Genomic DNA, 13312 nt, shown 5'->3' on the forward strand with positions numbered 1-13312 from the left:
GCGACGCCGTCGGCGTGAGGCGAGAGCCATCTGACAGTAGGGTCGAGGACATGGCTCTTCTCGCGCGACTGAAGGCGCTGCTGACCCGGCGCAGCCCGATGCGGCGGCCGGGTACCCGGCAGGCCACCACCGCTGCCCGCAGCGCGGACCTCCCTCAGGAGGCCACGCTGCGCGCCAAGCTGGTGGACGACCCCAACGACATCCAGGCGTTCCGTGAGCTCGCCGAGCTGGTCCGCCGTCGCGCGGACTCGGTCGAGCCGGTCGACCCGCTCATCGCCGAGCACGACCCCGCGGAGCACCACATCACGGCCGACGTCGCGATCTGGGCGCTCGCCGAGGAGCTCGCGGGCAACCCGCGGGCCTGGTACCCGCTCATCGAGCTCGCCCGCCTGTCCCTCCACGACGACCACGAGGGCGCGATGCGCCGTCTCAACGCCGCCTGCGAGCGGGAGCACACCGGTCTCGCCCTTGCCGAGGGCGTCCGCACGCTCCGCGAGGCGGACCTGCCGGGCGACGGCCTGGGCCTGGGCGTGGGCCAGTGGTCCCCGCGCGACCACATCGTCGAGGCCGGACGGCAGATCGTCCTCGCGGCCCTGGACGCCGAGCGCCCGCTGGACGCGCGCCGCCACCTCGACGAGCTCAAGGCCCGCGACGACGCCGAGACCCGTGCCGTCGCCACCGAGCTCGAGCCCCGCGTCCAGGCCGCCGAACGCACCTGACGCAGCCCGCCCGTCCGGCCGAGAGCCGGGTCCCTCCGCGGAGGGACCCGGCTCTCGGCGTGAGGGGTGGGGGTGCCTGCTGGGACGTGGGTCCCCCGTGCCGGCACGCCGGTGCTGCTTGACTTGGGCTCAGCACCGCACCGGTGAAGGAGCCCGAGGGTCTCACCCTGGCCCTCGGCACGAGAGCCAAGGAGGACCACCATGTCCCAGACCATGCGCGCCGCCGTCGTCCCGGAGCTGGGCAGCCCGCTCGAGATCCGCGAGCTGGCGGTCCCCGAGCCCGGGCCCTACGAGGCGCTGGTGAAGGTCGAGTACACCGGCGTCTGCCACACCGACCTCCACGCCGCTCACGGCGACTGGCCGGTCAAGCCCGTCGCCCCCTTCATCCCCGGCCACGAGGGGGTGGGGACGGTCGTCGCCGTCGGCGACCGCGTCGAGCGGGTCGCGGTGGGGGACACGGTCGGCAACGCGTGGCTCGCCAGCGCGTGCGGCGCGTGCGAGTACTGCCAGACGGGCTGGGAGACCCTGTGCGAGTCCCAGCGGAACAGCGGCTACTCCGTCGACGGCTCCTTCGGGCAGTACATGCTCGTCGACTCGCGGTACTGCCCCGTCATCCCCGACGGCGTCGACCCGGCCGCCGCCGCACCGATCCTCTGCGCCGGGGTCACCGTCTACAAGGGCCTCAAGGTCACCGACACCAAGCCGGGGGAGTGGGTGCTCATCTCCGGGATCGGCGGGCTCGGGCACATCGCCGTCCAGTACGCCGTCGCCATGGGGCTGCGGGTGGCCGCGGTCGACGTCGAGGACGGCAAGCTCGAGCTGGCCCGCCGGCACGGGGCCGAGGTGACCGTCAACGCCCGCACGAGCGAGGACCCGGCCGCCGAGATCAAGGCCGCGACCGGCGGCGTGCACGGCGCCCTCGTCACGGCCGTCAACGCCCACGCCTTCCCGCAGGCGGTCGGGGCGCTGCGCCGCGGTGGCACGGTGTCCCTCGTCGGCCTGCCGCCGGAGCAGTTCCCGCTCGACATCTTCACCACGGTGCTCTTCGGGCTCACCGTGCGCGGCTCGATCGTCGGGACGCGCAAGGACATGGTCGAGGCGCTGGACTTCTTCGCCCGCGGGAAGGTCAGCCCCACCTACACGGTGCGCCCGATGGACGACATCAACGAGATCTTCGCCGAGATGGAGGAGGGGAAGATCGACGGCCGCGTCGTCATGACCATGACCGGGTGACCGACCCCCGTACGCCGAGAGCCGGATTCCTCCGTGGAGGAATCCGGCTCTCGGCGCTCACGTGCGTGCGTGTCCGGCGGGAGGCGCCTTACGCGTCGCCGCCGGCGGTGCCGGACTCACCGGCGTTGACGTCGGACAGGCGGTATCGCTCGGCCGCCTGACGCGGGATGTCGGCGTCGATCGCGCCCTGGGCCGCGAGGGCCTGCAGCGCCTTGACCACCATCGAGTGGGAGTCGATGAGGAACTGGCGGCGGGCTGCCGGGCGGGTGTCGGAGTAGCCGAAACCGTCCGCGCCGAGGACGTGGTAGTCGCCCGGCACCCACTGGCGGATCATGTCCGGGACCATGTGGTCCCAGTCGCTCGAGGCGATGAACGGGCCGCCGGCGTCACGCAGCTTGGCGGTGACGTAGGCCTCGCCGTGGTCGCCGCCCGGCTCGAGGAGACGCTGGCGCTCGACCTGGAGGGCCTGGCGGCGCAGCTCGCCCCAGCTGGTCACCGACCACACGCCGGCGCGCACGCCCCAGTCCTCGGCGAGGATCTCGCGGGCGTGCAGCGCCCACGGCACCCCGACGCCGGAGGCGAGCAGCTGCACCCACGGCCCGTCGCCCTCGGACGCGGCGACCTGGTGGATGCCCTTGAGGATGCCCTCGACGTCCACGTCCTCCGGCTCGGCCGGCTGGACCATCGGCTCGTTGTACACCGTGAGGTAGTACATGACGTTCGGGTCGCGCGGGTCGTCGGCCCCGTACATGCGCTGCAGACCGTCGCGCACGATGTGGCGGATCTCGTAGGCGTAGGCCGGGTCGTAGTTGACGAAGGCCGGGTTGGTCTGGGCGAGCACGAGGGAGTGCCCGTCCATGTGCTGCAGGCCCTCACCGGCGAGCGTGGTCCGCCCGGCGGTGGCACCGATGACGAACCCGCGGGCCAGCTGGTCCCCGGCCGCCCAGAAGGCGTCACCGGTGCGCTGGAAGCCGAACATCGAGTAGAAGATGTAGACCGGCACGAGCGGCTCGCCGAGGGTGGCGTAGGAGGTGCCGACGGTCTGGAAGACCGCGGCCGAGCCCGCCTCGTTGATGCCCATGTGCATGATCTGGCCGGTCTCGGACTCCTTGTAGGAGAGCATGAGGTCGGCGTCCACGGCGGTGTAGTTCTGCCCGTGGGTGTTGAAGATCTTCGCCGTCGGGAAGATCGCGTCCAGGCCGAAGGTGCGGGCCTCGTCCGGGATGATCGGCACGATGCGGTTGCCGATCTGCTTGTCCTTCATCAGCTCCTTGAGGAGCCGGACGAAGGCCATGGTCGAGGCGACCTCCTGCTTGCCCGACCCGCTCTTGAGCACCTCGTAGGGCTTGTCGTCGGGCAGGGTGAGGGTGCCCTTATCGCCGCGACGCTCGGGCACGAAGCCGCCCAGCGCCTTGCGCCGCTCGAGCATGTACTGCAGCGCCGGGTCGTCCTCCTCGGGCCGGTAGTACGGCGCGTCGAAGGGGTCCTCGAGCTGCTCGTCGGAGATCGGGATGCGCAGGGCGTCCCGGAGCATCTTGAGGTCCGTCGTCTTCATCTTCTTCATCTGGTGCGTGGAGTTGCGACCAGCGAAGCTCGGGCCCAGGCCGTAGCCCTTGACCGTCTGCGCGAGGATGACCGTGGGCTGCCCGGTGTGGTCCATGGCGGCCTTGTAGGCGGCGTAGATCTTGCGGTAGTCGTGGCCGCCGCGCTTGAGCGCCCAGATCTCGTCGTCCGTCATGTCCTTGACGAGCTCCTTGGTCCGCGGGTCGCGGCCGAAGAAGTGCTCACGGACGTAGGCGCCGTCGTTCGCCTTGTAGGTCTGGTAGTCGCCGTCGAGCGTCTGGTTCATGAGGTTGACCAGCGCGCGGTCCTTGTCGGCGTTGAGCAGGGAGTCCCACTCGCGGCCCCACAGCACCTTGATGACGTTCCAGCCGGCGCCGCGGAAGAAGGCCTCGAGCTCCTGGACGATCTTGCCGTTGCCGCGGACCGGGCCGTCGAGACGCTGCAGGTTGCAGTTGACGACGAAGGTGAGGTTGTCCAGGCCCTGCTGGGCGGCGAGCTGGAGCATGCCGCGCGACTCGGGCTCGTCCATCTCGCCGTCGCCGAGGAACGCCCACACGTGCTGCTGGGAGGTGTCCTTGATCCCGCGCTCGTGGACGTAGCGGTTGGTGAAGGCCTGGTGGATCGCCTCGGCCGGGCCCAGCCCCATGGAGACCGTGGGGAACTCCCAGAAGTCGTCCATGAGGCGCGGGTGCGGGTAGGAGGGCAGCCCGCCACCGGGGTGGGAGTGCTCCTGGCGGAAGCCGTCGAGGTCGTCCTCGGACAGCCGGCCCTCGAGGTAGGCGCGGGCGTAGTTGCCCGGCGCGGAGTGGCCCTGGAAGAAGACCTGGTCCCCGCCGCCGGGGTGGTCCTTGCCGCGGAAGAAGTGGTTGAGGCCCACCTCGTAGAGCGTGGCGATGGAGGCGTAGGAGGAGATGTGGCCACCGACGGCGACGCCGGGGCGCTGGGCGCGGGTGACCATGACGGCGGCGTTCCAGCGGATCCAGCCGCGGTACTTGCGCTCGGCGGCCTCGTCGCCCGGGAAGTACGGCTCCTCGTGGACGCCGATGGTGTTGACGTACGGGGTGGTCATGGGGGCCGGCACGGCGACGTTGCGCTGCCGCGCGCGACGCAGCAGGTTGAGCAGCATGTACCGGGCCCGGGGGCCGCCACGCTCGTCGATGAGACCGTCGAGGGACTCGAGCCACTCCTGGGTCTCAGCGGTGTCGATGTCCCTGACCTGGCTCAGCAGGCCGTCGATGAGCGGTCCAGATCCGTCCTGTGGACTCACACGTCCTCTTTCCCTCAGGCGTCGGCGCGCCGACGCGCGTGGCTGGTGCTCGGTGTCATCCAGACTAGGCCCATTGTTGCGCCCGATGGCAGCCAGAAACCATCGTCTCGGCGGCCCCGCGCTATGACCTTGGCAACAGGCGCCGGCGCGACGCGAGGCGGTTCGTCTGGGATTGGGAACGTCGCGGCAGTAGCGTTGTGCCCGTCCCCACGACCGGTGGGGTGGTTCGGCGCACCTCAGCGCCACCGAGACGAGAGTGGGAGTACACGTGGCAGCGACCGCTGGCCCTGATGCCGGCAGCCGGTTCGGCTTCAACCCCGGGCAGGAGATCCAGGAGTTCGGGTACGACACCGATGTCGACGAGGCGGTCCGCTCGGCCGTCTCGGACGTCACGGGGACGGACCTCGTGGACGAGGAGTACTCCGACGTCGTCGACGGCGCCATCATCTGGTGGCGTGACGACGACGGCGACGAGAGCGACCTCACCGACCTCCTCGTCGACGCCCTCGACAACCTGGACGACGCCGGGACGATCGTCGTCCTCACCCCCAAGCCGGGCCGTGGCGGCCACGTCGGGCCCGCGGTCGTGGAGGACGCCGCCCGCACGGCCGGTCTCCAGCCCACCGGTTCCGTCGGCGCCGGGGCCGACTGGAACGGGCTGCGTCTGCTCGCCCGTGGTCGCGGTCGCTGACCGGGCGCCCGTCCTCGAGCTGCCCGACACGCACGGCACCCCCGTGCGTGTCGGTGGGGCGCGCACGCGGCCGCAGCTGGTCGTGTTCCTCCCGTTCGCGTTCTCCCGGGTCTGCGGCGGCGAGCTCCGCGCGCTCGCCGCGGAGCCCCTCACCGGTGCCGACGTCGTCGCCGTCACCTGTGACCCCGTCTTCGCGCTGCGCGCGTGGGGCGAGCAGGAGGGGGTGACCGTCCCGCTGCTGTCGGACTTCTGGCCGCACGGCCGGGCGGCGCGGGCCTTCGGTGTGCTCGACGACGCGTCCGGTGCCCCGCAGCGGGCCACCTTTCTCCTCGACGACGACGGCGTGGTCGCCTGGTCCGTGCGCACCCCCGGCGGGGTGGCGCGGTCCGTCGCCGACTACCGCGCCGCCGTCGCCGCTCTGACGGGCTGAGCGCGGCGACCCCCCATGATGTCGTCATGACACAGCAGCGGGTCCGACAGCTCCGGGTCGTCGTCGAGGCGGAGGACTACGACGAGGCGGTCCGTTTCTTCCGGGACGTCCTCGGCATGGACGAGCAGGCGGCCTTCGCCGAGGGGGAGGAGGACCGTGTCGCCATCCTCGACGCGGGCCGCGCGACGCTCGAGATCGCCTCGACCGCCCACAAGCGCGAGATCGACCGCGTCGAGGGCGTGACGGTGCCGAGCCCGCGCATCCGGCTCGCCTTCGAGGTGGACGACTCCCCGACCGCGACGGCCGATCTCGCCTCCGCCGGGGGACGGGTGGTGGCCGACCCGGTGATGACGCCGTGGCGGTCGGTGAACTCCCGGCTCGAGGCGCCCGCCGGCCTCCAGATCACCCTCTTCCAGGAGACCGAGCCGCTGGAGGAGCGCCGCTCGCGCGAGGGCTTCGGCACGGACGACGAGCGCTGACCAGTACGCTGGCCCTGGCAGCCGCTCGGCTGCGTGGGGCCTGTAGCTCAGTTGGTCAGAGCGCCGCGTTTACACCGCGGAGGTCGTCGGTTCGAGGCCGGCCGGGCCCACCGTGCCAGCCCCAACGTCAGCGTGGCCGAGGTGCCAGCCGGTCCGACGCCCGCGCGGTGAGCCGCTCCAGAGGTCCCCGGCCGAGCAGGACGGCCCAGAGCGTGCACCCGAGGAGCAGGCCCGCGGCGAGGAACCAGAACAGCTCGGGGGGCTGGCTCCACCCGCCCGGCCCCATCACCATCCAGATGGCGACGACGTGGGCCGTGTAGGCGGTCAGCGGCATCGACCCGACGGCGGCGAGCGGCAGGAGGACGTACCGCAGGGCCTCGCCGGTGAGCAGCAGCAGTCCGACCAGGGCGAGGGCGAGCCCGCCCGAGCCGAGGATCTCCATCGTGCCGCCGGAGTGGGGGTAGCTCGAGAGGAACGCACCCAGCATGGTCCCGCCCACGTCGGCCGTTGCGACCGCGTCGGGATAGGTCGCCCAGCCGTTGCCGTCCTCCTCGATGGCGAGGTCGTCACCCGAGAGGTCGGCGCCGTCGTCCTCCGGGTAGCAGGAGAGGTAGCCGTCGCCGTAGTCCTCGCACACCATGCCGGTGAGGTCGGCCTCGTCACCCGGGATCAACACGGGCCAGGACCCGTCGTCGACGACGGAGGACTCGGCGCCCGACGAGGAGTACCAGCTGCCCTCGACGTCGTAGGGGTCTCCGGCCCACAGGGCGCCGGCGGTGTAGCCGACCGCGGAGAGCACGGTGCCGACGGCGAGGGTGAGGGCCATGGTCCGCTTCCTCGTGACGTCGAGCCGGCCGACGGCGAGGCCGGCGAGCATGAGCGCGGTCCACACGACGATCGAGTAGGTGCCCTCGAGGACGAACCCGACCCCGCTGCCCGAGGACCACAGCGCGAGCGCCATGAGCCCGGCGACCAGCGCAGGTCCGGCGACGGCGAGGGCCGCGGCCCAGAGGAGGACGCGGGACACGCGCATGCCGACGAACAGGACAGCGACCGCGTACACGGCACCGTAGAACGTGAGGATGACCGCGATGCTCGTGCCGAGCAGCTCCAGGACGAGGCCGATCGCGAAGATCACCAGTCCGCGCGCGACCAGTCGCAGGCGCGCGTGCCCCAGCTCGGCGCCGGTCGGGATGCGGGTGCGGCCGGTCATGATCGCGATCGAGATGCCGGCCAGCACGGCGAAGAGGATCGAGGAGCGTCCGTTGACGAGGTCCACCCACGTCGCGGGCTCGTCCCAGCGCAGCGCTCCCGGCAGGGCGGCCGTGTGTGCGGCCGCCATCCCGAGCACCGCGATCCCGCGGGCGATGTCCAGGGCGACGACCCGCGGGGCCCGGCCGAAGGTACGGAGCCTGCCCGGTCCGGTCCGCGCTGCCGGTGGCGCCGGCGGTGCCGGGAGTGTGACGAGTGTGTCGGGCCGAGGGGGCGCGGGCGGAGCTGTCGTCATGACACGTTCCTCACGATGGAGCAGACAGGGGGACGTCGCGCTGACTGTGGTCGAGGTCGGCCACGTCCCCGTCGCGTGAGTGCCGGGAGGATCACAGGCAGCGCCACACCCTACTGCCGAGCGGCTCGCCGCAGGCGGCGTCCGTGGGCTCAGCGACCGGCCGGGGGTGTCCTGTCGACGGTGCCCTGGCCCGCCTGGCCGTACCTCGCGGCGAGCAGCGTGCACGCCTCACGCAGCTCGGCGGGGGAGACCTCGTCGATCGCCGTGTCGAGGCGGCCGAGCGAGGCGGCCAGGGCGGGCCACGACCACGAGCCCACCGACACCCGGCAGTGGTCGGCGCCGACGGCGACGACGGTGCCGTCGCCGAGGAACGGGGCAACCTCGTGGGCGGGGCGGGCGAGCGTGGCCTCCCCGCGGCACGGCCAGTCGCCCGTCCCCACCGAGCCGCGGAACGTGCCGGTGAGGAACGCGGCGACCTCCCCGCCGGGCAGCGCGCGCGGGCGGAAGGGCACGCCGGTCCGCATCCGAGGGCGGAGCCGGTCGAGGCGGAAGGTGCGCCAGTCCTCGCGGTCGAGGTCCCAGGCGACGAGGTACCAGCGCCCCGCGGAGCTCACCACGTGGTGCGGCTCGGCGCGCCGGGCGGGCCGGTCGGCGTCGACCCCGTAGTCGAAGCGCAGCACCTCGCGACGGTGGGCGGCGGCGCTGACGGCCACGAGCACCTCCGGGTCGACGGCGGGGACCGCGGGGTGCCGGCCGACGGCGGTGACCGTGACGGCGTCCACCCGGTGGCGCAGCGCGGCCGGCATGAGCTGACGCACGGTGGCCAGGGCCCGCGCGGCCGCGACGTCCGTGGCGACGCCCCCGGCCGAGGCCGTCCGCAGGGCGAGGGCGAGCGCCACAGCCTGCTCGTCGTCGAAGAGGAGTGGCGGCAGCTCGGCCCCGGCCTCGAGCCGGTACCCGCCGTCGGGGCCCATGACGGCGGTCACCCGGTAGCCCAGCCCGCGCAGCCGGTCGACGTCGCGGCGCACGGTCCGCGGGCTCACCCCCATGCGGTCGGCGAGGTGCCGGCCGGGCCAGTCGCGCCGCGTCTGGAGCAGGGACAGCAGCTGGAGCAGCCGGGACGTCGGCGTCGTCGTCATCGCCCGACCGTAACGAAGGTGGAGGACACGATCTGACCGCCACTGCTGGCAGCGTCGGCCGTGTCCCCGTGAAGCCAACCCTGAAGGAGCACCACCATGTCCGTCGCCGTCACCCCCCACCTCAACTTCCGCGGCCAGGCGCGCGCCGCCCTCGAGCACTACCGGTCCGTCTTCGGCGGGGAGGTCGTCGCCGTCACCCACGCCGACACGGGCCGTCCTGTCCCGGCGGGGGAGGAGAGCCACGTCAGCTGGGGACAGCTCGTCTCCGCGGCCGGCGTGCGCGTCATGGCCTACGACGTCCCGTCCACCGACGCCTGGGACCCGGGCACCAACGCGTCCTACGTGTCCGTGCGCGGCGCCGACGCCGAGGAGGTGCGCCGCTACTGGGACGCGCTGGCCGCCGACGCCACCGTCCTCGTCCCCCTCGCACCCGCCCCGTGGGCGCCGCTGTACGGGATGCTCACCGACCCGTTCGGCGTCACGTGGGTGCTCGACGTCGAGTGGGCCAGAGGCTGACCGCGGGCGGGCCGTGGCCGCCCGGCCGGGCGGCCACGGCCCGTCGGTGGTTCAGCGGCCGAGGAGGCGGCCGAGGAAGCCGGCGTCGGCCCACTCGTGGCCCGGGCAGCGCTCGCTGGGCGGCACGTCACGCATGACGTCGTCCACGTGCTCGCCGCACCCGGCCCAGGTCGTCTTCTGGCAGGTCGGGCAGGTCACCGGTCGGCACATCGGGGGTCTCCTTCTGGGGGTGGGGGTCGGTCAGGCGAGGGACAGGAAGAGCTTCTCGAGCTCGGTGGTCGTCAGCCCCTCGCGCTCCTGGGTGGTGTCCGGGTCGGCGAGGCACTCCTCCATCGCCGTGGCGACGATGGCGAAGCCGCCGCGGTTGAGCGCGTGGGTGACGGCGGCGAGCTGGGTGAGGACGTCACGGCAGTCAGCCTGGCCCTCGACGGCCGCGATGACGCCGTCGAGCTGGCCGCGGGCACGGCGCAGGCGGTTGAGGACGCGGCGCCGGGCGGCGTCGTCGGGGGTCTTCACGGGTGGTCTCCCTGTGCTCAGGCGGGCTGGTGGACGCGAGGGGTGAGGAGGCTGTCGGCCCGCTCGCCGAGGACGGCGCGCAGGGTCAGCGTGCCCCCGGACAGTGACGCGGAGTCGAGGCCGGCCTGCGTCAGCACCCGGTGGGCGATGGCGGAGCGCACGCCGGAGGCGCACATGACACGCACCGGCCGGCCGGCCGCGGCGTCGCGCACCTCCTCGAGGCGTGCGCGCAGCTCGGTGTGGGGGACGTGAAACGCGCCCGGCAGGGTGCCGGTCACGACCTCGCCGGCGCTGCGGACATCGAGGACGAGCGAGCCGGCGAGGACGTCGTCGAGGTCGCGGGCGTCCCACAGCCGCAGCGTGCCGTCCAGGACGTTCGCTCCCACCATGCCCACGAGGTTGACCGCGTCCTTCGCCTGCCCGTAGGGCGGGGAGTAGGCGAGGTCGAGGTCGATGAGGTCGGCGACCTCCGTCCCGGTGCGGATCGCCGTGGCCAGGACGTCGATGCGCTTGTCGACGCCGTCGGTGCCCACGGCCTGCGCCCCGAGCAGGAGGCCGTCCCGCTCGCGGACGTGGACGACGAGGTGGATCTGGTCGGCGCCCGGGAAGTAGCCGGCGTGCTGGTTGGGGTGCAGGTGCAGGGTGCGGTAGGCGATCCCGGCGACGTCGAGGGCGGCGCGGTTGGCGCCCGTCATCGCCGCCGTCAGCCCGCCGACCCGAACGATCGCGGTGCCGAGCGGTCCGGGCACCGGACGGGCCGTCGCGGGCCGCAGGATGTGGTCGGCGACGAGGCGGCCGGCCCGGTTGGCGGGTCCGGCCAGGGCCACCGGGCGGCGCACGCCGGTGACCGGGTCGGTGCTCACGGTCGCGTCCCCGACGGCCCACACGCCCGGCAGGGACGTGCGCCCGTGCTCGTCGACGACGATCGCGCCGCGCTCGGTGGCCACCCCGGCGCGCTCGAAGACCTCGGTGTCGGGCCGGACGCCGACGGACAGGACGACGACGTCCGCCTCCAGGCGGGTCCCGTCCGTGAGGACGACGACGTCGTGGTCGCCGCCGGTGACGATCTCCTGAGCACCGGTTCCGGCGTGGACGGCGACGCCGAGGCGACGCAGCTCCTCGGTGACCGGCCACGCGAGCTCCGCCTCCAGCGGGGGCAGGACGTGGGGCGCGAGCTCGACGAGCGCGGTGGCCAGCCCCTGGGCGGCGAGCGCCTCGGCGGCCTCGACGCCGATGAACCCCGCCCCGAGGACGACGGCCCGGCGGTCCCCACGGTCGACCCGCTCGCGCAGGGCGATGGCGTCGTCCACGGTGCGCAGGGTGCGCACCCGCGGGGAGTCGAGGCCGGGCAGCGGGGGCCGCGCGGCGCGGGCGCCGGGGGAGAGGACGAGGGCGTCGTAACCGAGGCGCTCCTCGCCGTTCGCCGTGCGCACGACGACCTCCCGGGCCGCCGCGTCGAGGCCGACGACGTCGTGGCCCGGGCGCACGTCGAGGTCGAGGGCGGCGCGCAGCCGCTCGGGCGTCTGCACGAGGAGGCTGTCGGCCTCGGCGATCTCGCCGCCGACGTAGTAGGGCAGCCCGCAGTTGGCGAAGGAGACGTGCTCCCCGCGCTCGAGGACGATGATCTCCGCGCTCTCGTCGAGCCGGCGCGCGCGGGCGGCACAGCTCATGCCGCCGGCCACGCCGCCGACGACGACGATCCGGGTGGGGGTGGAGGTGCTCATGACGACGAGCATATACCCCGGGGGGTATACGGACCAGGGGTGCGGGCATGACGCCCACCACGCTCGGGGTGTGCCGCCGCGGTCCGGCACGGGTCACGATGCGAGACGCCCCCGCAGTCCTCTACCCGGCGGAGACGGGCGAGGCGAGGATGGGCGCAGCGGCCAGGCCGGCCGCAAGACGTGCCCGTCCACGAGAGGTCACATCATGAGCGTCACCGACGAGCTCCTCCGCAACGCCGAGGCCTACGCCGCCGGCTTCTCCAAGGGCGACCTGCCGATGCCACCCGCGCGTCACGTCGCCGTCGTCGCCTGCATGGACGCGCGGCTCAACCCCTACGGGCTGCTCGGCCTCGAGGAGGGCGACGCGCACGTCATCCGCAACGCCGGCGGGGTGATCACCGAGGACGAGATCCGCTCGCTCGCCATCAGCCAGCGCCTCCTCGGGACCCGCGAGATCATCCTCATCCACCACACCGACTGCGGGATGCTCACCTTCACCGACGACGAGCTCAAGGCCCAGATCGAGGCTGACACGGGCATCCGCCCGCCGTGGTCACCCGAGTCCTTCCGCGACCCGGCCGAGGACGTGCGCCAGTCGATCGCGCGGATCGCCGCGAACCCCTTCGTCCCGCACAAGGACGCGGTCCGCGGCTTCGTCTACTCGGTCACCGACGGGACCCTCACCGAGGTGCGGTAGGACGGCGCGCCCAGCTCCGCCGGGGTCGTCGACGGGTCCGTCGAGCTGGTCTCCGAGGGACGACGCGCTTCGCGGCATAGCCTGACGTCATGGCCCGCACGGTGGCGGAGAAGATGGGGGTACGGGCGGGCGCCCGCGCGCACGTCGTCGGAGCGCCCGCCGAGGCACTGGCCGCCCTCGAGCTGCCCGAGCTGGAGCACGTGACCGACGGCGACGTCGACTACGCCCACCTCTTCGTCACCCGCCAGGAGGAGATGCACGCGGCCTTCCCGCCGCTGCGTGACCGGCTGCGTCCGGGCGGGACGCTGTGGGTGTCCTGGCCCAAGGGCGGTCGGCTCGGCACCGACCTCACGATCAGGTCGGTCATCGCCCTCGGCTACGCCGCGGGCCTCGTCGAGAGCACGTGCCTGCGCGTGGACGGCACGTGGTCGGCCCTGAAGTTCACCCGACCGAAGCCGGGGAAGACGTACCGCAACAGCTACGGCTCCCTGCCCGGTTCATGACGCGAGGGGCGCCGAGTCCTCAGCCGGCCAGGCGGTCCGCCCAGCGCCGTCCGGCGTCGCCGCCCCACGCGTCCCAGGCCACGCGTCCGGGCGAGGGGAAGCCCGGGGTGTTGCCCCTGAAACCGGGAGCGTCGCGGTCGACGACGTGCCGGGCGAAGTAGGCGTGCATCGTCGCGAGGTCCTCCTCGCTCACGTCCTCACCGCGCGCGAGCTGGTACGCGCGGCCCCGGCCGACGTCGGTGAAGCCCTTGCCCGCCCTGCCCTCCTCGATCCAGCGGACGGCTCGGGCCGCCGCCTGCTGCACACCCTTGGGTGGTCTGGCCACGGC

General features: G+C 73.3%; 15 protein-coding genes and 1 tRNA gene. 9 read left to right on the plus strand and 7 right to left on the minus strand.

The window, feature by feature from the left end; translation table 11 throughout:
• Window positions 1-50 precede the first annotated feature (50 nt).
• Complete coding sequence (locus tag GD632_RS10305) at window positions 51-719, plus strand: hypothetical protein (protein WP_152191761.1); 669 nt, start codon at window positions 51-53, stop codon at window positions 717-719.
• Window positions 720-920: 201 nt separating this feature from the next.
• The gene (adhP, locus tag GD632_RS10310) at window positions 921-1952 is read left to right on the plus strand and encodes an alcohol dehydrogenase AdhP (RefSeq protein WP_226924797.1); all 1032 of its coding nucleotides are present in this window, start codon (window positions 921-923) and stop codon (window positions 1950-1952) included.
• Between the two features lie 88 nt (window positions 1953-2040).
• On the opposite strand, the gene aceE is transcribed toward adhP, so the two are convergent.
• Window positions 2041-4782, minus strand: coding sequence for a pyruvate dehydrogenase (acetyl-transferring), homodimeric type (aceE, locus tag GD632_RS10315; RefSeq protein WP_152191763.1), 2742 nt, complete (start codon window positions 4780-4782; stop codon window positions 2041-2043).
• A 268-nt stretch (window positions 4783-5050) separates the two neighbouring features.
• On the opposite strand from aceE, the gene GD632_RS16230 reads away from it, so the two are divergent.
• The 4 genes from GD632_RS16230 to GD632_RS10330 all read left to right on the plus strand — a co-directional run bounded on the left by GD632_RS16230 (window position 5051) and on the right by GD632_RS10330 (window position 6492).
• Window positions 5051-5473, plus strand: a complete 423-nt coding sequence (locus tag GD632_RS16230) for a DUF3052 domain-containing protein (protein ID WP_226924798.1) — start codon at window positions 5051-5053, stop codon at window positions 5471-5473.
• Window positions 5457-5903: a redoxin domain-containing protein gene (locus GD632_RS16235; RefSeq protein WP_226924799.1), complete on the plus strand. Its 447-nt coding sequence runs from the start codon at window positions 5457-5459 to the stop codon at window positions 5901-5903. Before GD632_RS16230 ends, GD632_RS16235 begins: the two co-directional genes overlap by 17 nt.
• Window positions 5904-5929: 26 nt before the next feature.
• Window positions 5930-6382 carry a VOC family protein gene (locus GD632_RS10325; protein ID WP_152191768.1) on the plus strand — a complete coding sequence of 151 codons (453 nt, stop codon included), beginning with the start codon at window positions 5930-5932 and terminating at the stop codon, window positions 6380-6382.
• A 36-nt stretch (window positions 6383-6418) separates the two neighbouring features.
• Window positions 6419-6492, plus strand: a tRNA-Val gene (locus GD632_RS10330).
• A gap of 17 nt (window positions 6493-6509) precedes the next feature.
• Here the strand turns inward: GD632_RS10330 and GD632_RS10335 are convergent.
• Together GD632_RS10335 and GD632_RS10340 are read right to left on the minus strand one after the other, a co-directional pair.
• Window positions 6510-7889, minus strand: a complete 1380-nt coding sequence (locus GD632_RS10335) for a heparan-alpha-glucosaminide N-acetyltransferase domain-containing protein (RefSeq protein ID WP_152191770.1) — start codon at window positions 7887-7889, stop codon at window positions 6510-6512.
• Between the two features lie 149 nt (window positions 7890-8038).
• On the minus strand, window positions 8039-9028 hold the full coding sequence (locus tag GD632_RS10340; protein ID WP_152191773.1) for a helix-turn-helix transcriptional regulator: 990 nt from the start codon (window positions 9026-9028) through the stop codon (window positions 8039-8041).
• Window positions 9029-9124: 96 nt separating this feature from the next.
• Here GD632_RS10340 and GD632_RS10345 point away from each other — a divergent pair, with 96 nt between their 5' ends.
• The gene (locus tag GD632_RS10345) at window positions 9125-9544 is read left to right on the plus strand and encodes a VOC family protein (RefSeq protein WP_152191775.1); all 420 of its coding nucleotides are present in this window, start codon (window positions 9125-9127) and stop codon (window positions 9542-9544) included.
• A gap of 51 nt (window positions 9545-9595) precedes the next feature.
• Here the strand turns inward: GD632_RS10345 and GD632_RS16025 are convergent, their stop codons facing one another.
• From GD632_RS16025 to GD632_RS10355, 3 genes are read right to left on the minus strand one after another with little or no spacing between them, the layout of a single operon-like run.
• Complete coding sequence (locus tag GD632_RS16025) at window positions 9596-9754, minus strand: hypothetical protein (protein ID WP_193311440.1); 159 nt, start codon at window positions 9752-9754, stop codon at window positions 9596-9598.
• Window positions 9755-9784: 30 nt separating this feature from the next.
• Window positions 9785-10060 (minus strand): metal-sensitive transcriptional regulator, encoded by a 276-nt coding sequence (locus GD632_RS10350; protein ID WP_152191777.1) that lies wholly within the window; start codon window positions 10058-10060, stop codon window positions 9785-9787.
• 17 nt (window positions 10061-10077) lie between these two features.
• Complete coding sequence (locus GD632_RS10355; RefSeq protein ID WP_152191780.1) at window positions 10078-11784, minus strand: FAD-dependent oxidoreductase; 1707 nt, start codon at window positions 11782-11784, stop codon at window positions 10078-10080.
• Window positions 11785-11989: 205 nt separating this feature from the next.
• Here GD632_RS10355 and GD632_RS10360 point away from each other — a divergent pair, with 205 nt between their 5' ends.
• A complete protein-coding gene (locus GD632_RS10360) occupies window positions 11990-12481 on the plus strand; it encodes a beta-class carbonic anhydrase (protein WP_152191782.1) in 492 nt (163 codons plus the stop codon).
• 89 nt (window positions 12482-12570) lie between these two features.
• Window positions 12571-12984, plus strand: coding sequence for a hypothetical protein (locus tag GD632_RS10365; protein WP_226924800.1), 414 nt, complete (start codon window positions 12571-12573; stop codon window positions 12982-12984).
• A gap of 19 nt (window positions 12985-13003) precedes the next feature.
• On the opposite strand, the gene GD632_RS10370 is transcribed toward GD632_RS10365, so the two are convergent.
• Complete coding sequence (locus GD632_RS10370) at window positions 13004-13309, minus strand: hypothetical protein (protein WP_152191784.1); 306 nt, start codon at window positions 13307-13309, stop codon at window positions 13004-13006.
• Window positions 13310-13312: the final 3 nt, after the last annotated feature.

It is taken from the genome of Georgenia satyanarayanai, from assembly GCF_009193135.1.
In the GTDB taxonomy this organism is placed as follows: Bacteria; Actinomycetota; Actinomycetes; order Actinomycetales; family Actinomycetaceae; genus Oceanitalea; species Oceanitalea satyanarayanai.